Here is a 19,569-nt window from a genome sequence, read left to right as displayed (position 1 = left end):
TCGAGTGCATAAACTCAGCTCAATCTTTTCCGTCGATCAGCACCGCTTGCGGGGATCGGAACTGACTACGGGCTTCCCAGCTTTTCAGTAACCCATGGGCGAGCGCGACCACCACGACCGACACGTAACCATCGATGGCATAATGCCAGCCGAGATAGACCGAACTTACGACAATCAGCATGGTGTAAGCGGCCGCCAGCCAAGCCAGCTTCGGAAAACGATCCGACAGGAATAGTGCATTCATCGTGATCAACCCCACATGCACGCTCGGAAATGCCGAGATCCCCGAACCAAAGCCGGCGCTCCCGTTTTCATAGATCCGCCACAGATAGAGCTGGAACGACCGAGCCTGGCCGTCCGCGAGGAATGCCAATTGGTCTGCGAAGCGGGAATCGTCGCCGGTAACTTCCCCGTAGAAGGCGGGGCCCGCAGACAGGAACAAACCGGCCAGCACATTGCCGCAAAAGACCCATACGAACATGAACATCAGCATGTATCTAGTCCGGATACCGTCTGCCCAGGCCGAGGTGGCGACGAAGAACAGCGATGCAAAGCAGATCACGAACCATAGGACGCTGTAGTTCCATTCAAGGATCGCCAGGACGATGGGGTGGCCTGCCAGTGGATAGAGCAGTCGCCAAGGGTCGTAGCCAAAATGGATATAGCGGTCGATGTCGGCATGCAGCGTGTCGTAGCGGAAGCCGTCAGCCAGAATCGGCAGCATGTTCTTGAGAGAAGTGAAGCTTCCTTGAAAGATCATCAGGGCCATGAGCAGAACCATCCCTGCAAACAGCCTGGCGAGCCGCTTCGCCCCGAAGAAGCGCCGATAGGCGCGGCCCCGGTTGCCGCCAAACCGATGGATCCCGCAGACAAGATCGAACGTGATCGCCATCATCGGCATGAACCAGAGAAAAAGTAGCGGCCATTGTACGAAATAGAGAGTGTGGGACGACTGGTCCCAACGGCCGTAAAACTGCAGCACTCCGAAGCAGATGAGCGTGTAAATTGCCACGCAAGCATACACGGCACCATCGCAGCGCATATGCGCCAGCATTTCTCGCCAAAGAGCGAGTAGGCGGCTTTTGACAGTGGTATTCTCAGGAGCTGAAATCATCAGCAATGATAAGCATTCTTTTGCTGAAAATTCCGTAATCGACGGCGCGTCAGGCGCCTAGGCGGGATCGGTCGTGATGCCCCTCCCCCGCACGCTGATCGAGTCTTGCCAACGCCATTCGGACAGCGACGCGATTTCCTGTCGGAATCGTCAATTTCGGGGTTCCTTCCCGGCCAACATTTCCCTATAAGCCGCTTCTAGCCTGAAAAGACCATCTCTCTGCGCCCGGCCGGTGACCTCCCTCACCCAGGCCGGTTTTTCGCGCAGGTCAAAGAACGGATAGAGCCATGCCCAAGCGCCAAGACATCAAGTCCATCCTCATCATCGGCGCGGGGCCGATCGTCATCGGCCAGGCATGTGAGTTCGACTATTCCGGTACCCAGGCCGTCAAGGCGCTGAAGGAAGAAGGATACCGGGTCATCCTGGTGAATTCCAACCCGGCGACCATCATGACCGATCCGGGTCTTGCCGACGCCACTTACGTCGAGCCGATCACGCCTGAAGTCGTCGCCAAGATCATCGCCAAGGAGCGCCCCGATGCGCTGCTCCCGACCATGGGCGGCCAGACGGCGCTGAACACCGCGCTCTCCTTGAAGCGCATGGGCGTTCTCGACCGGTACAATGTCGAGATGATCGGCGCCAAGCCCGCTGCCATCGACATGGCAGAAGACCGCGCCCTCTTCCGCGAAGCCATGACCCGCATCGGGCTCGAAACGCCGAAGTCGATGCTCGCCAACGCGACCGAGATCAAGGATGCCGACCGCAAGACGCATGAAGCCGCCCGCAACGAGCTGAAGGCAAAGCTGTCGGGCGCCGAACTCGACAAGGCCCTCGACGAGCTCGAGAACCAGTGGAACCTTGGCGAGACCGACCGCAAGCAGCGCTATATGGGTCATGCCATGGCGATTGCCGCCCAGGCCCTCGACCATGTTGGCCTGCCCGCCATCATCCGCCCATCCTTCACCATGGGCGGCACCGGCGGCGGCATCGCCTATAACCGCTCGGAATTCTACGAGATCATCAATTCCGGCCTCGACGCCTCTCCCACCACCGAAGTGCTGATCGAAGAATCGGTCCTCGGCTGGAAGGAGTATGAAATGGAGGTCGTCCGCGACAAGGCGGACAACTGCATCATCGTCTGCTCGATCGAGAACATCGATCCGATGGGCGTGCACACCGGCGATAGCATCACGGTCGCACCGGCGCTGACGCTGACGGACAAGGAATACCAGATCATGCGCAACGCCTCGATCGCGGTTCTGCGCGAGATCGGCGTTGAGACGGGCGGCTCGAACGTGCAGTTCGCCGTCAACCCGGCCGATGGCCGCCTCGTCGTCATCGAAATGAACCCGCGCGTCTCGCGCTCGTCGGCGCTTGCTTCGAAGGCCACCGGCTTCCCGATTGCCAAGATCGCTGCCAAGCTCGCCGTAGGCTACACGCTGGACGAACTCGAAAACGACATCACCGGCGGCGCGACACCGGCCTCCTTCGAGCCGTCGATCGACTACGTCGTCACCAAGATCCCGCGTTTTGCATTCGAAAAATTCCCCGGTGCCGAACCGACACTGACCACCGCGATGAAGTCGGTCGGCGAAGTCATGGCGATCGGCCGCACCTTCGCCGAATCGCTGCAGAAGGCGCTGCGCGGTCTCGAAACGGGTCTCACCGGCCTCGACGAGATCGAGATCCCGGGCCTTGGTCAGGGCGACGACAAGAACGCCATCCGTGCCGCCATCGGCACGCCGACGCCTGACCGTCTGCGCATGGTTGCCCAGGCCCTTCGCCTCGGCATGTCGCCGGAAGAAGTCCACGAAGGCTGCAAGATCGATCCGTGGTTCATCGCCCAGTTCAAGGCGATCACCGACATGGAAGCTCGTGTTCGCGAGCATGGCCTGCCGCAGGATGCCGAAAACCTGCGCACCCTGAAGGCCATGGGCTTCTCCGACGCCCGCCTCGCCTCGCTGTCGGGCAAGCGCCCGAAGGAAGTCGCAGAACTCCGCAACGGGCTGAACGTCCGCCCGGTCTTCAAGCGCATCGACACCTGCGCTGCCGAATTCGCCTCGCCGACGGCTTACATGTATTCGACCTACGAGACGCCTTTCGTCGGCGAACTGCGCTCGGAAGCCCAGGTCTCTGACCGCAAGAAGGTCGTCATCCTCGGCGGCGGCCCGAACCGTATCGGCCAGGGCATCGAGTTCGACTATTGCTGCTGCCATGCCGCTTTCGCCCTGAAGGATGCAGGGTTCGAAGCGATCATGATCAACTGCAACCCGGAAACCGTGTCGACCGACTACGACACCTCCGATCGCCTCTATTTCGAGCCGCTGACGGCCGAAGACGTGATCGAGATCCTGCGCGCAGAGCAGGAAAAGGGTGAAGTCGTTGGCGTCATCGTCCAGTTCGGTGGCCAGACCCCGCTGAAGCTTGCCGAAGCGCTGGAAAAGAATGGTATCCCGATCCTCGGCACCGCGCCCGACATGATCGACCTCGCCGAAGACCGCGACCGCTTCCAGAAGTTGCTGATGAAGCTCGACCTCAACCAGCCGAACAATGGCATCGCCTACTCGGTCGAGCAGGCACGCCTCGTCGCCTCCGAGATCGGCTTCCCGCTGGTCGTGCGCCCTTCTTACGTGCTCGGCGGCCGCGCCATGCAGATCATCCATTCGGAATCGATGCTGCAGTCCTACCTGCTCGACACTGTCCCGGGTCTCGTGCCTGAGGATATCAAGCAGCGCTACCCGAACGACAAGACCGGCCAGATCAACACCCTGCTTGGCAAGAACCCGCTGCTTTTCGACAGCTACCTGACCAACGCCATCGAAGTCGACGTCGACGCACTCTGCGACGGCGAGAATGTCTTCGTCTCCGGCATCATGGAGCATATCGAGGAAGCCGGCATCCATTCGGGCGATAGCGCCTGCTCGCTGCCCTCGCGTTCGCTCTCCAAGGCAACGCTCGACGAGCTGGAACGCCAGACGGCCGCCATGGCCAAGGCGCTCAATGTCGGCGGCCTGATGAATGTCCAGTACGCCATCAAGGACGACGTGATCTACGTTCTCGAAGTGAACCCGCGCGCCTCGCGCACGGTGCCCTTCGTAGCCAAGACCATCGGCGCCCCGATCGCGAAGATCGCCGCCCGCATCATGACCGGCGAAAAGCTCGACGACGCGATCGCCGCTTATGGCGAAAAGCCCGATCCGCGCAACCTGAAGCACATCGCAGTCAAGGAAGCCGTCTTCCCGTTCGCGCGTTTCCCCGGCGTCGACACGCTGCTTGGACCGGAAATGCGCTCGACCGGCGAAGTCATCGGCCTCGACACGGACTTTGCGCTCGCCTTCGCCAAGAGCCAGCTCGGAGCATCCGTCGAACTGCCGCGAGATGGCACGGTCTTCGTCTCGGTCCGCGACGAGGACAAGGCCCGCGTCCTGCCCGCGATCCAGATCCTCACCCAGATAGGCTTCAAGGTCATGGCAACGGGCGGCACCCAGCGCTTCCTCGCCGAAAACGGCATCGACGCGATCAAGATCAACAAGGTGCTTGAGGGACGTCCACATATCGAGGACGCCATCCGCAACCGTCAGGTCCAGCTGGTCATCAACACGACCGACGGCAACAAGGCGATCTCGGACTCGAAGTCGCTTCGCCGCGCCGCCCTGATGCAGAAGGTGCCCTACTACACGACCATGGCAGGAGCCCTGGCGGCCGCCGAAGCCATCCGGGCGCTGAAGAGCGGCCAGCTCGAGGTTCGCCCGCTTCAGAGCTACTTCTGAGGCGCACCAAATGAGCAAGCCGCTCCACGTCACCGCGCACGCAAAAACGGTGATATTGGAGCGGCAGCTCGAATTCGACTGGATAGAGCGAACGGTTCGCAATCCAGATTGGTCTGAAAGCGATCCATCAGGCCTACCGACGGAACGACGATTTGGCCGTATTCCTGAACGCGAAGACCGCATCTTGCGGGTAATCCGCTTGGAAAGCGAAACAGAAATCCGTATCATAACGGCGTTTCTCGATCGCAACGCACGGATGCCGAGATGAAGCCCAGACTGGAATATGATGCAGCTGCCGACGCTGCCTATATTCGTTTTTCCACGGAGCCCGTCCTGGAGAGCGAAGAGGTCTCCGAAGGCATCATGCTTGACTACGACCGCGATGGTCGGATCGTCGGTCTCGAAGTGCTCAATGCACGCGCCAATCTGCCGGCCGCTGCACTCGAAGATGCTGCTTGAGCCCTTGAAGATATCAGGATAATCTTTGCTTTAAGGACGAAGTCAACGCTGGAAAAGCGTGACTGCTGCCTATCTATTATCCGGTTGATGATAGTGGTCCGGCACCGGAGGCAGGCTTCCCGTCATGTTTCTCGATCTCAAGAATTATACGCCGCCGCCAGAGCCACCACCGAGCCGGGGGCCGCAGCCACTGACACCGCGCCAGCAGAAGGCGCTGGCCTGGATCGTCGGGTTGAACATCATCCTGCTGTTCATCGCGCCCATCGGTGGGGCAACGGTCATTTCGGGATTGCTCGCATTCTTCAACTGACCAAGCCGAATCTCGACGCGTTCAGGCTTGCCGCTTCTGCTTGGCGAGGATGGCGAAGGCGATGCCGCCAATGACGAAAGCTGCCGCCACGACAAAATGCAGCGTCAGCCTCTCGTTGAGGAAAAGGATGGCACCGAGCGCCGCAATCACCGGGACGGACAGCTGAATGAGCGCCGCCTGGAAGGTGGTGAGCCCGCGCAACGCCCTGTACCAGATGGAATAGCCTAGGCCAGAGGCAACGATGCCAGAGCCGAGTGCAAGAAGGATGCCCGCGAGCGTCGCCGTCTCGTAAAGCAGCGCAAAACCCGCCAGCGGCAGGCAGAACACGGAAGCTCGTACAAAATTGCCGGCGGTCTCGCCGATCGGATCGCGTGAGCCTCGACCGCGCAGCGTATAGACAGCCCAGGCCATGCCCGAGGCGATCATCAACAGGCAGCCAACGAGATCCGGTCGTCCCACGCCGGGCAGGATAAGGTAGACGAAGGCGCCGAAAGCAATCGCAAAGCCGATCACCTCCCGCAGGCTTGGCCGATCGCCCTTGAAAAGTCCGAAGGCCAGCATGCTCGCCTGGACGGAAGAAAAGAGGATCAGCGCCCCGGTCGCAGCACCAAGCGAAAGATAGGCCGCGGAGAATGCGATGGCATAAACGAAAAGAGCCGCAGCCGCCCACCAGTCCCCCGGCAGGCGTCTGTCAACCGATGCGGACTGAAGCGGCCCGCGTCGCATCAGGCCGTAAAGGACAAGCGCGCCGGAAACGATCCGGACAGCGGTATAGCCTGCGGCCTCGATCGACACTGTCCCCAGTGCTTCTCGCGCCAGGAGCGAATTGGCGGCGAAGGCCAGCATGGCGATGGCGGTCAGTACGAATGTCGAATGCAACTGAAATACCCCTCCTGAACCCTGCCGTGTCGCGAGACTATCCGGCCGGGTCTGCCACGTGTTAAACGCGAAGCCCCCCACATTGGCAAGCTGTGATCGTCTGGAGGTTTTTGATGGAAAAGCTGCACATTGTCACCGAACGTATCTTCGACGTTCCGTCCGACACCCTCTTCGCCGCCTTTTCCGATCCGGCAACCCTTGCCCGCTGGTGGGGACCGCACGGCTTCACCAACGAAATCACCCATTTCGACTTTTCGCCCGGCGGTGACTGGCTGGTCACCATGACCAATTCCGACGGCACCGGCTTTGCCAATCACTGGACCTTTGAGGCGATAGAACCGCCGTCACGGATCCTGGCGCTCCACCATGAGCCGATGCATGTCTTCACGCTCGAAGTGACGTTCGCCACTGAGGCCGAGGGAACACGCATGACCTGGCTTATGCAGTTTGACGACACGCCGGAAAACCGCGAAATCGAGCGCTTTATCGCAGCCGCCAACCAGCAGAACTTCGACCGACTAGAGGCTGACCTCGGCCTCTAAAGAGGCCATGTTCGCAACCCGTCAACATTTGATCGGCCTCCTAATCCTGTCGATTGCCTTCCTTGATCTATCAATGGACCTCTTGGTCCTGTTTCTCGGCATGCCAGCGATCGTGACCCGACCTCGATCCTTCGGCCACCTAGCCTTTACGGATCGACGACATCTCCAGCTTGATGGTCGCCGGCTTTCTCGACACCCGTTGGGCGGCCGCTTCGGTCGGCGCAAGGTGCTTGCTGAGCGGTGGCTTCTTGCGGCGATATTTCCCACTGCCGTGCGGTACTCAAAGCCACCTTCCGACCGCTCTCACCAGCAGAAAAAAGGATGCCGGCGGCGCGCGGCCCGGCTAGAGAAGAATGACCTCGTCTCAAACCATGACAGCGGCGCACGATGAAACGCACACGACTTGACCTATCCCTGCGTTATGTGACCCAGCTGCGGCTGGCCTTTCTGGGTCTGGCCATCCCAACCGTCATCCTTGCTTTCGCCGGCTGGTATGTGCTGAACGAATCCCAGTACCGCGTAGAGCGCGGGCGAATTGCCCACGACATTTATTCAGCACTCCTCAGTTTCGATCTGGAAAAGGCGGCACTTCGCAACTGGAGCTTCCGCAGATTGCTGAATGAACCCGGAGACCCCGCCCAGCGCAGCGCAATCCTTGAGCGCATGGATGGCCTGATAGCGCGGGTGGCGGAGAAGGCCAGCCTGGCGCGTGACATGGATCGCGCTCGCCACAAGAACCTCGTGGAGCATGAAGAAAGAACAAAGCTTCTTGCCTTTCTGAAGGAGGTCGTCGCCAGCCTCAAGCTGGAGACAGCGTCCCTGCTGACATCCCCCTCGCCCACGGTCTCGCGTATGGCCGAGGTCGATATCCAGTTCGGCCAGGTACAGGGGATTTCGCCGGCCCAGGCCCTGAAAAAGGCGCTTGTCGCCGAGGAAATGGCGCTGGAGGCGGAACGGACGCGGGCCAATGCCGGGTTGGCCACCGCACGCCAGCTCTTTCTGTTCGCCGGCGGATTTGGACTGTTTGCCACCTTTGTCCTCGCCACCTTTCTGGTCAGCCGCTTCCGTCAACCGCTGGAACAGCTGGAACAGGGTTTGAGCGCCTATCAAAAGGGCAATTTCTCCTATCGTTTTCAACGCTTTCGCGATCTCGAATTCCGCCATCTCGGCGACCAGCTGAACAGCATGGCGGGTGAGGTTGAACAGTCTCGCAACTGCGCCACCGAAGACCGGATTGTGCTTGAACAGCAGGTAGCCACCCGCACCGCCGAACTCAGCCGCACAGTGGATGAACTTGCGGCATCGGAAGGGGCACGTGCCCAATTGCTTGCCGATATCGGCCATGAACTGCGCACCCCGGTCACCGTGATCCGCGGTGAAGCCCAAGTGGCCCTTAGACAGAAAAATCCTGACAGCAGCGCCTATCGTTCCGCCTTGGAACGGATCGTCACGGTCTCGCGCCAGATGGGCCACCTGATCGAGGATCTGTTGGTGCTTGTGCGCGATCCGAAGGCCCGGCCGGTGATCGAGAGTTCAGAGCTGGTACTTGGTGAGGTGCTTCATGCGGCCCTGGAGGCTGCCGGCGCCATGGCGGCCGAACGGGCCGTTCAGCTCAAAGGGCCGGACCCTCTGCCAAAGGATGTGGTCGAGGCTGATCCCAACCGGCTCCGCCAGGTTCTGGTCTGCCTCATCGACAATGCCATCCGCTATTCGCATCCCGGTGGCGAGGTCCAGGTAAGCGTCACGAAAGCCGCGGCTGAGCGTATTGAGATCGACATCATCGACCAGGGCATCGGCATCAGCGCCGAAGACCTGCCCCATGTTTTTGATCGCGGCTGGCGTTCAAGCAAGGCTCGCACGCACAGACCCGATGGTCTCGGACTTGGTCTGGCCATCGCATGGCAGTTAACCGAGGCCCAGGGCGGCAGCCTGATGATCTTGGAATCGCCACAGGGTACCGGCACGCTTGCACGCCTGACACTGCCGCTGTCGCCGCCATTGACGGATGAGGAGCCTCAATGAACATTCTGCTGATTGAGGACGATGTCCGGGTTGCCGATTTTCTGCAGCGCGGCCTGCAGGCCGAAGGCTATACCGTCACCTGGATCCGAAACGGCCGCGAGGGCCTGGCCGCCGCCGAGACTTTTGCCCGCACCTGCGCGACGGAGAACCTGGCAGGTGTTGTCATTCTTGATGTCATGTTGCCGGAACTCGATGGATTGAGCCTCTGCCAGATGCTACGCCAGCGCAACCACCAGGTCCCGGTGCTGATGTTGAGCGCCATGGGAGAAAGCCAGGAGCGCGCTGATGGCTTGCGACGCGGGGCCGATGACTATCTGGCCAAACCCTTTGATTTCGATGAATTGCTGGCCCGAATTGAAGCGCTGATGCGTCGGACAAAGGCCACCACTGCGCCCAAGCTTTTGCAGATTGGTCAGATTACCCTGGATCGGCAACTGCCGGGTCTGCGCAGCGCAACTGGCGAGGTCCTGCTTAGTGGATTGGAAATGGCAATGATCGAACTGCTGGCCGCACAGGCCGGGGCAACGGTCAGCCGAGAACGCATTCTGGCGCGGGTCTGGGCGGCCGATCGTGATCCGCTGACCAATGTCGTCGATGTCTATGTCAGCCGGCTTCGGCGTAAGCTTGCCAGTCTGGACCCCGATGTGAAAATCACTGCCATCCGGGGCCTAGGCTATCGCCTGACGGCGACGCGCCCCTGAGGAGTGCTCAGGGGCGCGCAACACAACCAGACAGGCTGAGGTTTGCTGATCGGAAGTGTTAGTTGACGGTATAGGGCAGCGAGGAGTGATGCAGGACGATCCGCAGATTGCCGGCATCGTCAAGCTGATAGCCCCAGGTCTTGTCGACCGTGGTGACCTTGCCTTCGGCATCGGAGATATGGACCTTGCCAATGGTCTGCGCAGTCTTGCCGCTGATGAAGATTGCCGAATTCTCGATCTTGACCGAGGTCCAGCCCTTCAGCGCAAAGCCGGTATCGGCAGGGTAGTTCGGGTCATGGCCGACGAAATAGGCGAGCGCCCCTTCGGCCGTCGGCCGGAAGGTCTGCGGCTCGACGGTCAGCGTCGGCTTGAACAGCACCGGGCCGAGGTTATAGCCATAGGCTCCGTCAATCACCGCCTTGGCCGTTGCCTTGGCCTTGTCGATGCCGCCGTCCTTGTAATCCGTGGCGATCTTCACGAGCGCGTCGCCCCAGGCAACCTGGGCGGCCTCGACCTGGGCCTGGGTGATGGTGCTGTCGATGATCGTTGCCTTGACCGGCATCTCCGCCTGGGCGGAGAAGGCAATCATCACAGCAGCAAATGTCGAAACGGCAAATCTGAACATTTCTTAACCTCATTGGCGACGCTGGGACCATCCCAGTGCGTTGGCATGAAGATGGGTCGCGAAGCTGAAAGCTGCATGAGCCGAACATGAACGGAAGATTAAAGGGAGAGATTGCGAGCGGCGGCCACTCCGGCAGTCGCGGGAGCCCGGTCGATCAGCGCTGAGAGTTCGCCGCAAGACGGGAAAAGAAGCCGCCCCTTGGATCGGCATGGCGCGCGACAGCTTTGCCGGCGGGTTCGCTCTCTGTTACGCACTGGCGACGGCGACGCTCCTCCTGCCGCCGCCATTGCGACCGATGTGTATGTGCGAACTGCAGTCGAAGAAAGCCGCATCGACGGCCACAGAAGCACCTCGTCAAAGGGCTGGCAGCGTGTCGAAAAGCCGCCGCACGCCTTGAAGATCCGACCGAAAGGCTTCTAGGCTGCGCGCTTTCAGATCCTCGTCGGGCATCCTGAGGATCGCCGCTGGATGCGTCGTGACAAGCAGCATTCGGTTGTCCTGCATCGGGATCGGCATACCCCGCACCTCGGCGATCGGACGGCTTTCGCCCGTCAGAGACAGAAAGGCGGTCGCACCGAGCGCCACGACGATGCGCGGCCGGATGATCTCGATCTCCTTTGAGACCCACCAGCGGCAATGCGCCACCTCACCGGCTTCCGGACGCATATGGATCCGCCGCTTGCCGCGCCGCTCGTATTTGAAATGCTTGACGGCATTGGTGACGTAGACTTGAGTACGGTCGATCCCTGCCGCCGCCACGGCCTCATCGAAGACCTGGCCAGCCGGACCGATGAACGGCTTTCCCGCCAGATCCTCGGTATCCCCCGGCTGCTCACCGACAAACATGATGTCGGCATCGGCGAGCCCCTCGCCGAACACCGTCTGTGTCGCATGGCAATGCAGCGGGCAACGCGTGCAGCCAGCCGCTTCCTCCCGCAGCCGTTCGAGCGGCGGCAGATTGACCGACGCCTCCTCGTCTTCTCGTTCACGCCACTGCGCCTGCAGCCGCTCGTGAAAGGCCGGCGGCTGGCTCGCCTGCCGCTCTGCCATCTCGGCGACCCGCCGCTCCGCACCCGCAATCAGGTCCGGAATGAGCGAGGCCTCCGGCATGTTCTTCCAGTATTTCTTCGGCATTTCCGACTGCATTGCCTTGATCTTCAACCGCGCCGGATTGAAGATATTGGCGAAATAGGTCCGCCAGAGCTCGTCGGTCTCATCCTCCGCTTCCGGCCGGGCGGCCGGCTCGCGCGACGTCTTGAGCTCCTGCCCGTTCCACGCGGCCGAGCCCTTCGGCGTCGCGATCAGCCAGTCCATGTCGGTGAAGCGCCGCTGGAAGAAGCCGGCAGTGCGCGACACTATGAAATGCTCCGGCTCGAACCAGGCAACGAAACGCCGCCGTCCCGCCTGCAAGCCCTCGACTTCGCGGAACCGCACGAAGGCCTTCATCTTGTGGCTGTCGCGCCTGATGTTCTTGATCAAGCGGACGAGGTCCGAGACGTCAGGATCGGAGCTAACCTGCAGAAGGCTGCGTTCCGCCTGCAGCCGCCAGAGAATGCGATAGAGAAGTGAAAATCGAGCCGGATCCGTATGGCAGATCACCGCCTCCGCCGCCTCCATGAAGCCCTTCGGCACGACGATCCCGGAAGGCACATCGACAGGCCCGGTCTCTGGCGGCATCGCGCCGAAGAGATCGCCCCCCTCGCCCGAAAGCTGCCAGCGAACCTGACCGGGTGTCACCCGATCAGCCAGGAGCGAACGTGCAGCATCGCGCCACTCGTCGAACGCCCCTCGCCCTTCGAGCGTGACGGTTCGCATCAGAATAGCGACAGCTGCTCGGCCGGCGGCGCAAACACCGCTCGCAAATCGGTCCGATCGAGGCTGCGATTCGGCGACCATCCCTCGGCGACGATGAAGGACCGTACCTTCTTGAGCGACACACCGAGACGCGTCAGGTCCTCGAGCCGCACGCGCCGATGACGGCGGGCCGAGAGCAAGCCGTTCACAGTCTTCGTCCCGAAACCCGGGACACGCAGTAGCGTCTCCCGATCCGCCTTGTTGACATCAACCGGAAAACGATCGCGGTTCGCCAGCGCCCAGGCAAGCTTGGGATCCAGCTCAAGATCGAGCATGCCACCCTGCCCGATCGACGAAATTTCCTCGACCGAGAAACCATAGAAACGATAAAGCCAGTCCGCCTGATAGAGCCGATGCTCGCGCATCAAGGGCGGCTTGATCAGCGGCAGGTTTTTCGAGCTGTCGGGGATCGGGCTGAAGGCGGAGTAGTAGACACGCTTCAACCCGTAACTGCTGTAGAGCCGCGCGCTGGAGCCGAGGATCGTCGCATCATTGGCGCCGTCAGCCCCGACGATCATCTGGGTACTCTGGCCGCCGGGCACGAATTTCTTGCGCCGTCCGGTGAGCGTCGGCTCGCGCGCCTCGTCGATCTTCAGCCTCAGATCCGCCATCGAGCGGCGGATGTTGACCGGACGCTTCTCCGGCGCATAGCGCTCCAGCCCGTGATCGGTCGGCAGCTCGATATTGATCGACAGGCGATCGGCATAAAGCCCCGCCTCCTCGACCAGATGCGCGGATGCCTCGGGGATGGTCTTCAGATGGATATAGCCGCGAAACTCGTGCTTGGTGCGCAGGTCCCTGGCGATCTTCACCATTTCGGCCATCGTATCATCCGAGGACTTGATGATCCCGGAGGAGAGAAACAGGCCCTCGATGTAATTGCGACGGTAGAATTCGATCGTCAGCCAGACGACCTCGTCCGGCGTGAACCGCGCCCGTTCGACATTGCTCGAAGAGCGATTGATGCAATAGGCACAGTCATAGATGCAGAAATTGGTGAGCAGGATCTTCAGAAGCGAGATACAGCGGCCGTCAGGCGCGTAGGCATGGCAGATGCCCGACCCCTCTGTCGAGCCGAGACCGCCAGAGGCGGACGAGTCGCGTTTGGTCGTCCCGCTGGACGCGCAGGAGGCATCGTATTTCGCAGCGTCGGAGAGAATGGCGAGACGTTCTTTGAGCGACTTCTTCATGGGAATGTTCTCTATACGTTCCCATGACAATGGTCAAGTTTCCGCCTTGCGACATTGCGTCCACCGGGCACCATGATCGTTGATTTCGCTGATTTTTCTCGCCGTCAGGTCGGCTTTCGGAGGCGCCCGACGAAAACTCTGGAAATTGCGCAAAGCATTCTGCTATAGTCTGCCGTAACGTGATTTGTGACTGGTTCCGCAGCTTTGCTTCGGAACCTGTTTTCTTTTGTGCCCGCGCTCGCGGCCATGAAGACGAAGGAAGAGGAAATGGTAGACAAAGTACCGATGACGCAGAACGGTTTCGAAAAGCTCAGCGAAGAGCTGCGCTGGCGTCAGCAGGAAGAGCGTCCGCGCATCATCGAGGCAATTGCCGAGGCGCGCGCTCATGGCGACCTTTCCGAAAATGCGGAATATCACGCCGCCAAGGAAGCACAGAGCCACAATGAGGGCCGCGTCGGCGAACTGGAAGACCTGATCGCCCGCGCAGAGGTCATTGACCTCTCGAAGATGTCTGGCTCGAAGATCAAGTTTGGCGCGACAGTCAAGCTGATGGACGAAGACACCGAAGAAGAGAAGACCTACCAGATCGTCGGCGACCAGGAAGCCGACGTGAAGGCCGGCCGCATCTCGATCTCCTCGCCGATCGCCCGCGCGCTGATCGGCAAGGAAGCTGGCGACAGCATCGAAGTCGTCGCCCCCGGCGGCTCCAAGGCCTACGAGATCCTCGCGGTCAAGTGGGGTTGATCTAGGCCGGAAGGGCTCCTCTGTGGCGCAATCCCTCGACGACATCACGGTGATTGCGCCGCATTTCAAGCGGCGCCTCTCCGGCGTGACATCGACCGTGATCCAGCTCGTGCCGGAACAAAGGCGCCAGGGTCTAGGCATCCTGACGCTTGGTCCCGGCCTGCCCGGTCACCTGCCGAAAATGCGCTGGGCCGAGCTACCCGGCCTCTGGAAGCGGCCGAACGCTACCCCTGCCCGCGTCTGGCATGCCCGTCGCAACAACGAGATGCTGGTGGGCCTGATCCTCCGCAACATCTTCCGCATGCCGCTGAAGCTGCTCTTCACGTCTGCGGCCCAAAGGCATCACAGCCGCTACACCCGCTGGCTCATCTCGAAGATGGACGGCGTGGTTGCGACGAATGGAAAGTCCGGTTCTTTTCTCAAGGTCCCGCATCGCGTCATTCGCCACGGCGTGGACCTTCAGCTGTTCCATCCGTCGGACGAGCTCGACAGGAGCCTTCCCGAAGATCTGAAGGGCCGGCATCTGGTCGGCTGTTTCGGGCGGGTGCGCCATCAGAAGGGCACGGATCTTTTCGTACGGGCCATGATCGAGCTCCTTCCGGGCAATCCGGAATGGACGGCCGTGATATCTGGCCGGATCACCGCGGAACACACGGCCTTTGCAGACAAGCTGAAGGCCGACATCGCCGCTGCAGGCCTGACAGACCGCATCCGTTTCCTCGGCGAAGTCGATGACATCAAGCCCTGGTATCGCCGCCTGACGCTCTACGTCGCTCCCTCGCGCAACGAAGGCTTCGGCCTGACTCCGCTCGAAGCCATGGCTTCAGGCACCGCCGTGGTTGCAAGTGACGCCGGCGCCTATGCCGAGATGATCATCGAAGGCGAGACCGGCTCCGTCGTGCCGGCCGGCGACTTTGATCGCCTGCGCGACGCAATCTCGACCTTTCTCGAACCACAAAAGGCGATACTGGCCGGTCGACGCGGGCGCGAACATGTCGAGGCGGCTTTCGGGCTGGAACGCGAAGCGGATCAGCTGGCCGACGTTTATGCAAGCCTGCTCGGGACTACCCTGCCCCAGGCAAGTGCCCGCCCCAAGCCCGCAACATCCGGAACAGTTTGACCGATGGCCGACCGCGATCTGCTCGACATCCTCATTGTCAACAAGGACAACAGTTTCGGGCTGACACGCGACACGTCGCTGCTGATCGAAGCACTGGCCTCCATTGGCCGCTCCGAGGGTGTGGCAACAAAAGGCATTCGGGCAAGAAAGTTTTTCGACCGGATCCTCGGCCGCAAGCAGGCCAAAACCATCATCCATATCGAACGCGCCTTTCCGCACTGGTTCAGCGCCGGCAGGTTCAACTTGCTCTGCCCGAACCAGGAGCGCTTTCCGCGCCGCCACATTGGCCGCCTGAAGGGCATTGACCTGGTTCTGGCCAAGAGCCGACATGCCGAAGAGATTTTCCGCAGCCTCGGCGCTCCCACTGCCTATGTCGGCTTCACCTCGGAAGACCGGCTCGACGAGAGCGTTGCCAGAAACTGGAACAGCTTCTTTCATCTGGCCGGCGGCAGCACGCTGAAGGGCACGGAAGACGTGATCGAATTGTGGTCCCGTCATCCGGAATGGCCGGAACTGGTTCTGGTCCAGCGCGATCCGCATCCGAAGGCCGCCGGGATCCCCAATATCCGTGTGGTCAGCGGCTACATCACCGATGCCGAACTCAGGCAATGGCAAAACAGTTGCGGGATCCACCTGTGCCCGTCTCGCTCCGAAGGCTGGGGCCATCATTTGGTCGAAGCGCTCTCCGTCGGGGCAGTCACCGTCACCACCGACGGCCCGCCGATGAACGAGCACGTGACCGCCGATTGCGGTATTCTCATTCCCTATGGACGCACGGAGCCCAGACATCTGGGCACCAATTATCTCGTTGATCTCGAGGCGATGGAAAAGATCATCGAGAACCTGCTGACAATGGACGTCGCAGAAAAACAGGCGCTGGGCAGTGCTGCGCGCCAACGTTTCGTCGAGATCGACACAGGCTTCCGCACGAGATTGGCAGAAGCGCTGAAACCTTTCTGAGCGGGCTGCTCAGATCTCCACCAGACCGACCTTCTTCACCTGCCGGATCGTCAACATCGTCCTGACTGTGTCGACATGTTCGTTGGCCGTCAGCACTTCGATGACGAAGTCCTGGAAACGGGTCAGATTTTCCGCCACGCAATGCAGCAGGAAATCGCTGTCACCGTTGACCATCCAGGCCTGACGGACGATCGGCCAGCTGTCGGTCGCCGCCGCAAAGGCCTTCAGATTGGCTTCCGACTGGTGCTTCAATCCCACCATGCAGAAGGCAACGAGATCATAGCCCAGCCGGCTGGCATTCAGAATGGCGTGATAGCTTTCGATCACGCCGGCCTCCTCGAGCTTGCGTACCCGGCGCAGGCAGGGCGGCGCCGAAATGCCGACACGTTCGGAGAGTTCCACATTGGTCATGCGCCCGTCCCGCTGCAATTCTTTCAGAATGCGCAGGTCGATGGCGTCGAGTTCTACCTTGAGCACGGTCGATCCTTTTGAAGATGTGTGCGATATCTACTCCTTCAGACGTAATTGGCAAGAATCCTCCGCGTTCACGCACAATTATTGCGCCGACGCGCAAAGCTCTGTTGCTAATGCCGGGCCATCCCTTGAATTGCTTGTCGCTTCGATCCTAAATGGGCGACAGTTGCGCAACGGTCGGGCTTGCCTGCGCTTGATACCCCCGATCGAAGACGAAGACCGCGCATTGAAAGGAAGCGACATGACTGCCCGCCACACCAAGGTGCTGATCATCGGCTCCGGCCCTGCCGGCTACACCGCCGCCATCTATGCTGCCCGCGCCATGCTGAAGCCGGTCCTGATCGCCGGCATGGAACAGGGCGGCCAGTTGATGATCACCACGGATGTGGAGAACTATCCGGGCTTTGCCGATCCGATCCAGGGTCCCTGGCTGATGGAGCAGATGCTCAACCAGGCCATCCATGTCGGCACCGAAATCGTCAGCGATCTCGTCACTGAGGTCGACACAAGCCATCGCCCCTTCACGGTGAAGACCGACAGCGGCCAGGTCTGGACGGCCGATACGCTGATCATCTGCACCGGCGCCAAGGCCAAGTGGCTCGGCATCGAAAGCGAACAGCACTTCCAGGGCTTCGGCGTCTCCGCCTGCGCCACCTGCGACGGGTTCTTCTATCGCAACAAGGATGTGATCGTCGTTGGTGGCGGTAACTCCGCCGTCGAAGAAGCGCTCTATCTCTCGCATATCTGCAAGTCGGTCACCGTCGTCCATCGCCGCGACAGTTTCCGCTCCGAGAAGATCCTGCAGGAGCGCCTCTTCGCCAAGGAGAACATCCGCGTTCTCTGGAACACGACCGTCGAGGAAGTCACCGGCGCCCCGGCCAAGCCGCCGATGCCGCCCTCCGTCTCGGGCGTGAAGCTGAAGGATGCCCTGACCGGCGCCGTAACCGACATGCCGATTGACGGTGTCTTCGTCGCGATCGGCCATGCGCCCGCCGTGGAACTCTTCAAGGGCAAGCTGAAGATCAAGTCCAACGGCTATCTCTGGACCGCTCCGGATTCGACCGCAACCGACGTGGCAGGCATCTTCGCCGCCGGCGACGTCACCGACGATGTCTATCGCCAGGCCATTACTGCGGCCGGCATGGGATGCATGGCGGCTCTTGAAGCCGAACGCTTCCTCTCGGCCTTGCCCCTCGAGACACAACAAGCGGCGGAATAACCGCCATGAGAGGGGGCGGCATGCCGCTGGACTGGGACAAACTGCGCATTTTTCATGCGGCTGCGGAAGCCGGGTCCTTCACCCATGCCGCCGACAAGCTGCATCTGTCCCAGTCGGCGATCAGCCGCCAGGTCTCGTCGCTGGAGCAGGACATCGGCGTCAAGCTCTTCCACCGCCACGCCCGCGGTCTGATCCTGACCGAACAGGGCGAACTGCTCTATCGCACCGCCCATGACGTTCTCCTGAAGCTGCAGACCGTCAAGATGCAGTTGACCGAGACGACCGAAAAGCCGTCCGGCAAGCTGCGGGTCACGACCACCGTCGGCCTCGGCCAGGGCTGGCTGACCGACAAGGTGCAGGAATTTCTGCAGCTCTACCCCGACATGTCGATCCAGCTGCTCCTCGACAACGAGGAACTGGACGTCAACATGCGCCATGCCGACTGCGCCATCCGGCTTCGTCAGCCGCAGCAATCGGACCTCATCCAGCGCAAGCTGTTCACGGTGCATATGCACGTCTATGCGGCACCGTCCTACATCAACCGCTACGGCGAACCGCAGTCCATCGAGGATCTCGACAACCACCGGATTATCACCTTCGGCGAACCGGCACCGAATTACCTGTTGGACGTCAACTGGCTGGAAGTCGCCGGCCGCTCCTCCGACAATCCGCGCATGCCGCATCTGCAGATCAACAGTCTGACCTCGATCAAGCGTGCCTGCCTGCTTGGTATCGGCATCGCCATGCTGCCGGATTACATCGTCGGCCGCGACCCGGGTCTGCTGCAGCTAGTCACCAGTGCCGACGTGCCTTCCTTCGACACCTATTTCTGCTATCCCGACGAGATCAAGAACGCCGCAAAGCTGAAGGCATTCAGGGACTTCATCGTCGCCAAGGCCCGCAACTGGAACTTCTAAGGCAGCCTGACGGCTGCCCTTTTAGTAGGTTGCGCACACAGACTTGCGCATCATGCATGCCTGACATGCATAAAAATGCATTGTTCACTGCACAAAAAACCACCATATCGCACACAGCTGATGCACATGGTGGCTTTTTCCTCCCAGTTCCACCGCAGCAGCTGTTCCCCTCTGGAGGTTTTTGACCTTCACAATTCAAAGGGCCCTGGTTATTCCGGTGGCCCTCTTTTTTTGTTATTTTGTTGGAACAATAGATCCTTCGGGCCGTTACAGCGTCTGGCGGAACTGACGCCGGGCCTCTCGGCCCCGACGGCAGAGATCTCTCCGCAGCAGACTGAAAATGCAGACGATTTGGAGGCGACATGTTCCTAGAGGACGTGATGAAGGCGCTGGCTCACCCGGCGCGCATGGAAATGCTGATTTGGCTCAAGGATCCCAAAGAGTACTTCGGGGTGCCCAAAGAAGACGCAACCGACGGCATTAGCGCCGGTCAGTTCGAGCGATCCGGCCTGTCACAATCCGCGGTTTCCGCCCATCTCGCGACCCTTCAGCGCGCGGGCCTCATCAGTTCCAAGCGTGTCGGCCAGCGGGTTCTATATCGCCGCAACGAAGATGCCATCGCGGAGTTCGTCAAGACCTTGAATGGAACACTCTGAGGCCCCACATCGG

At 60.8% G+C, this 19,569-nt stretch carries 19 protein-coding genes; 13 read left to right on the top strand and 6 right to left on the bottom strand.

Annotated features, from left to right (window positions below):
* Positions 1–19: 19 nt before the first annotated feature.
* Positions 20–1,114 (bottom strand): phosphatase PAP2 family protein, encoded by a 1,095-nt coding sequence (locus tag IP85_RS20695; protein ID WP_082347854.1) that lies wholly within the window; start codon positions 1,112–1,114, stop codon positions 20–22.
* A gap of 287 nt (positions 1,115–1,401) precedes the next feature.
* Between IP85_RS20695 and carB the strand changes: the two genes are divergently transcribed.
* The 4 genes from carB to IP85_RS20680 all read left to right on the top strand — a co-directional run bounded on the left by carB (position 1,402) and on the right by IP85_RS20680 (position 5,653).
* Positions 1,402–4,884, top strand: coding sequence for a carbamoyl-phosphate synthase large subunit (carB, locus tag IP85_RS20690; RefSeq protein WP_054151552.1), 3,483 nt, complete (start codon positions 1,402–1,404; stop codon positions 4,882–4,884).
* A gap of 10 nt (positions 4,885–4,894) precedes the next feature.
* Positions 4,895–5,152, top strand: a complete 258-nt coding sequence (locus IP85_RS22075) for a DUF4258 domain-containing protein (RefSeq protein WP_082347853.1) — start codon at positions 4,895–4,897, stop codon at positions 5,150–5,152.
* Positions 5,149–5,343: a DUF2283 domain-containing protein gene (locus IP85_RS20685; RefSeq protein WP_054151551.1), complete on the top strand. Its 195-nt coding sequence runs from the start codon at positions 5,149–5,151 to the stop codon at positions 5,341–5,343. Before IP85_RS22075 ends, IP85_RS20685 begins: the two co-directional genes overlap by 4 nt.
* A 124-nt stretch (positions 5,344–5,467) precedes the next feature.
* The gene (locus tag IP85_RS20680) at positions 5,468–5,653 is read left to right on the top strand and encodes a hypothetical protein (protein ID WP_054151550.1); all 186 of its coding nucleotides are present in this window, start codon (positions 5,468–5,470) and stop codon (positions 5,651–5,653) included.
* Between the two features lie 21 nt (positions 5,654–5,674).
* On the opposite strand, the gene IP85_RS20675 is transcribed toward IP85_RS20680, so the two are convergent.
* Complete coding sequence (locus tag IP85_RS20675) at positions 5,675–6,532, bottom strand: DMT family transporter (RefSeq protein ID WP_082347851.1); 858 nt, start codon at positions 6,530–6,532, stop codon at positions 5,675–5,677.
* Between the two features lie 113 nt (positions 6,533–6,645).
* On the opposite strand from IP85_RS20675, the gene IP85_RS20670 reads away from it, so the two are divergent.
* The 3 genes from IP85_RS20670 to IP85_RS20660 all read left to right on the top strand — a co-directional run bounded on the left by IP85_RS20670 (position 6,646) and on the right by IP85_RS20660 (position 9,797).
* The gene (locus IP85_RS20670) at positions 6,646–7,074 is read left to right on the top strand and encodes an SRPBCC domain-containing protein (RefSeq protein WP_054151549.1); all 429 of its coding nucleotides are present in this window, start codon (positions 6,646–6,648) and stop codon (positions 7,072–7,074) included.
* A gap of 387 nt (positions 7,075–7,461) precedes the next feature.
* Positions 7,462–9,096 (top strand): HAMP domain-containing sensor histidine kinase, encoded by a 1,635-nt coding sequence (locus IP85_RS20665; protein ID WP_082347849.1) that lies wholly within the window; start codon positions 7,462–7,464, stop codon positions 9,094–9,096.
* Entirely contained in the window at positions 9,093–9,797 is a 705-nt protein-coding gene (locus tag IP85_RS20660) for a response regulator transcription factor (protein WP_054151547.1), read from the top strand. Before IP85_RS20665 ends, IP85_RS20660 begins: the two co-directional genes overlap by 4 nt.
* A gap of 58 nt (positions 9,798–9,855) precedes the next feature.
* Here the strand turns inward: IP85_RS20660 and IP85_RS20655 are convergent, their stop codons facing one another.
* From IP85_RS20655 to IP85_RS20645, 3 genes are all read right to left on the bottom strand, one after another.
* A complete protein-coding gene (locus IP85_RS20655) occupies positions 9,856–10,422 on the bottom strand; it encodes a phosphoribosyl-AMP cyclohydrolase (protein ID WP_054151546.1) in 567 nt (188 codons plus the stop codon).
* Between the two features lie 354 nt (positions 10,423–10,776).
* Positions 10,777–12,237, bottom strand: coding sequence for a UdgX family uracil-DNA binding protein (locus IP85_RS20650; protein WP_054151545.1), 1,461 nt, complete (start codon positions 12,235–12,237; stop codon positions 10,777–10,779).
* The gene (locus IP85_RS20645; RefSeq protein ID WP_054151544.1) at positions 12,237–13,466 is read right to left on the bottom strand and encodes a putative DNA modification/repair radical SAM protein; all 1,230 of its coding nucleotides are present in this window, start codon (positions 13,464–13,466) and stop codon (positions 12,237–12,239) included. Before IP85_RS20645 ends, IP85_RS20650 begins: the two co-directional genes overlap by 1 nt.
* Before the next feature lie 267 nt (positions 13,467–13,733).
* Here IP85_RS20645 and greA point away from each other — a divergent pair, with 267 nt between their 5' ends.
* Genes greA through IP85_RS20630 form a run of 3 tightly spaced genes read left to right on the top strand, consistent with a single transcriptional unit; the run spans position 13,734 to position 16,290 of the window.
* Entirely contained in the window at positions 13,734–14,210 is a 477-nt protein-coding gene (gene greA, locus IP85_RS20640; protein ID WP_054151746.1) for a transcription elongation factor GreA, read from the top strand.
* Between the two features lie 22 nt (positions 14,211–14,232).
* Entirely contained in the window at positions 14,233–15,330 is a 1,098-nt protein-coding gene (locus IP85_RS20635) for a glycosyltransferase family 4 protein (RefSeq protein WP_054151543.1), read from the top strand.
* Positions 15,331–15,333: 3 nt separating this feature from the next.
* Entirely contained in the window at positions 15,334–16,290 is a 957-nt protein-coding gene (locus tag IP85_RS20630; RefSeq protein WP_054151542.1) for a glycosyltransferase, read from the top strand.
* Between the two features lie 9 nt (positions 16,291–16,299).
* Here IP85_RS20630 and IP85_RS20625 read toward each other — a convergent pair whose 3' ends face one another.
* On the bottom strand, positions 16,300–16,767 hold the full coding sequence (locus IP85_RS20625) for an Lrp/AsnC family transcriptional regulator (protein ID WP_054151541.1): 468 nt from the start codon (positions 16,765–16,767) through the stop codon (positions 16,300–16,302).
* A 238-nt stretch (positions 16,768–17,005) separates the two neighbouring features.
* On the opposite strand from IP85_RS20625, the gene trxB reads away from it, so the two are divergent.
* The 3 genes from trxB (at position 17,006) to IP85_RS20610 (ending at position 19,556) form a co-directional block, all read left to right on the top strand.
* Complete coding sequence (gene trxB, locus IP85_RS20620; RefSeq protein ID WP_054151540.1) at positions 17,006–17,983, top strand: thioredoxin-disulfide reductase; 978 nt, start codon at positions 17,006–17,008, stop codon at positions 17,981–17,983.
* Positions 17,984–18,003: 20 nt separating this feature from the next.
* Complete coding sequence (locus tag IP85_RS20615) at positions 18,004–18,900, top strand: LysR family transcriptional regulator VtlR (protein ID WP_054151539.1); 897 nt, start codon at positions 18,004–18,006, stop codon at positions 18,898–18,900.
* 362 nt (positions 18,901–19,262) lie between these two features.
* On the top strand, positions 19,263–19,556 hold the full coding sequence (locus IP85_RS20610) for a metalloregulator ArsR/SmtB family transcription factor (protein ID WP_054151538.1): 294 nt from the start codon (positions 19,263–19,265) through the stop codon (positions 19,554–19,556).
* The last annotated feature ends 13 nt before the right edge of the window (positions 19,557–19,569 follow it).

The organism is Rhizobium sp. AAP116 (genome assembly GCF_001295785.1).
In the GTDB taxonomy this organism is placed as follows: Bacteria; Pseudomonadota; Alphaproteobacteria; order Rhizobiales; family Rhizobiaceae; genus Allorhizobium.
The sequence above is the reverse complement of the archived record's forward strand: the minus strand, read 5'-3'. Positions and strand labels throughout refer to the sequence as shown.

What these genes read in the sequence shown, in the direction of transcription:
- carB (WP_054151552.1), top strand. Translation starts at nt 1,402, where the DNA reads ATGCCCAAGCGCCAAGACATCAAGTCCATCCTCATCATCGGCGCGGGG.
- IP85_RS20660 (WP_054151547.1), top strand. Translation starts at nt 9,093, where the DNA reads ATGAACATTCTGCTGATTGAGGACGATGTCCGGGTTGCCGATTTTCTG.
- IP85_RS20655 (WP_054151546.1), bottom strand. Translation starts at nt 10,422, where the DNA reads ATGTTCAGATTTGCCGTTTCGACATTTGCTGCTGTGATGATTGCCTTC.
- IP85_RS20650 (WP_054151545.1), bottom strand. Translation starts at nt 12,237, where the DNA reads ATGCGAACCGTCACGCTCGAAGGGCGAGGGGCGTTCGACGAGTGGCGC.
- IP85_RS20670 (WP_054151549.1), top strand. Translation starts at nt 6,646, where the DNA reads ATGGAAAAGCTGCACATTGTCACCGAACGTATCTTCGACGTTCCGTCC.
- trxB (WP_054151540.1), top strand. Translation starts at nt 17,006, where the DNA reads ATGACTGCCCGCCACACCAAGGTGCTGATCATCGGCTCCGGCCCTGCC.
- IP85_RS22075 (WP_082347853.1), top strand. Translation starts at nt 4,895, where the DNA reads ATGAGCAAGCCGCTCCACGTCACCGCGCACGCAAAAACGGTGATATTG.
- IP85_RS20665 (WP_082347849.1), top strand. Translation starts at nt 7,462, where the DNA reads ATGAAACGCACACGACTTGACCTATCCCTGCGTTATGTGACCCAGCTG.
- IP85_RS20615 (WP_054151539.1), top strand. Translation starts at nt 18,004, where the DNA reads ATGCCGCTGGACTGGGACAAACTGCGCATTTTTCATGCGGCTGCGGAA.
- IP85_RS20685 (WP_054151551.1), top strand. Translation starts at nt 5,149, where the DNA reads ATGAAGCCCAGACTGGAATATGATGCAGCTGCCGACGCTGCCTATATT.
- IP85_RS20630 (WP_054151542.1), top strand. Translation starts at nt 15,334, where the DNA reads ATGGCCGACCGCGATCTGCTCGACATCCTCATTGTCAACAAGGACAAC.
- IP85_RS20610 (WP_054151538.1), top strand. Translation starts at nt 19,263, where the DNA reads ATGTTCCTAGAGGACGTGATGAAGGCGCTGGCTCACCCGGCGCGCATG.
- greA (WP_054151746.1), top strand. Translation starts at nt 13,734, where the DNA reads ATGGTAGACAAAGTACCGATGACGCAGAACGGTTTCGAAAAGCTCAGC.
- IP85_RS20695 (WP_082347854.1), bottom strand. Translation starts at nt 1,114, where the DNA reads ATGATTTCAGCTCCTGAGAATACCACTGTCAAAAGCCGCCTACTCGCT.
- IP85_RS20645 (WP_054151544.1), bottom strand. Translation starts at nt 13,466, where the DNA reads ATGAAGAAGTCGCTCAAAGAACGTCTCGCCATTCTCTCCGACGCTGCG.
- IP85_RS20680 (WP_054151550.1), top strand. Translation starts at nt 5,468, where the DNA reads ATGTTTCTCGATCTCAAGAATTATACGCCGCCGCCAGAGCCACCACCG.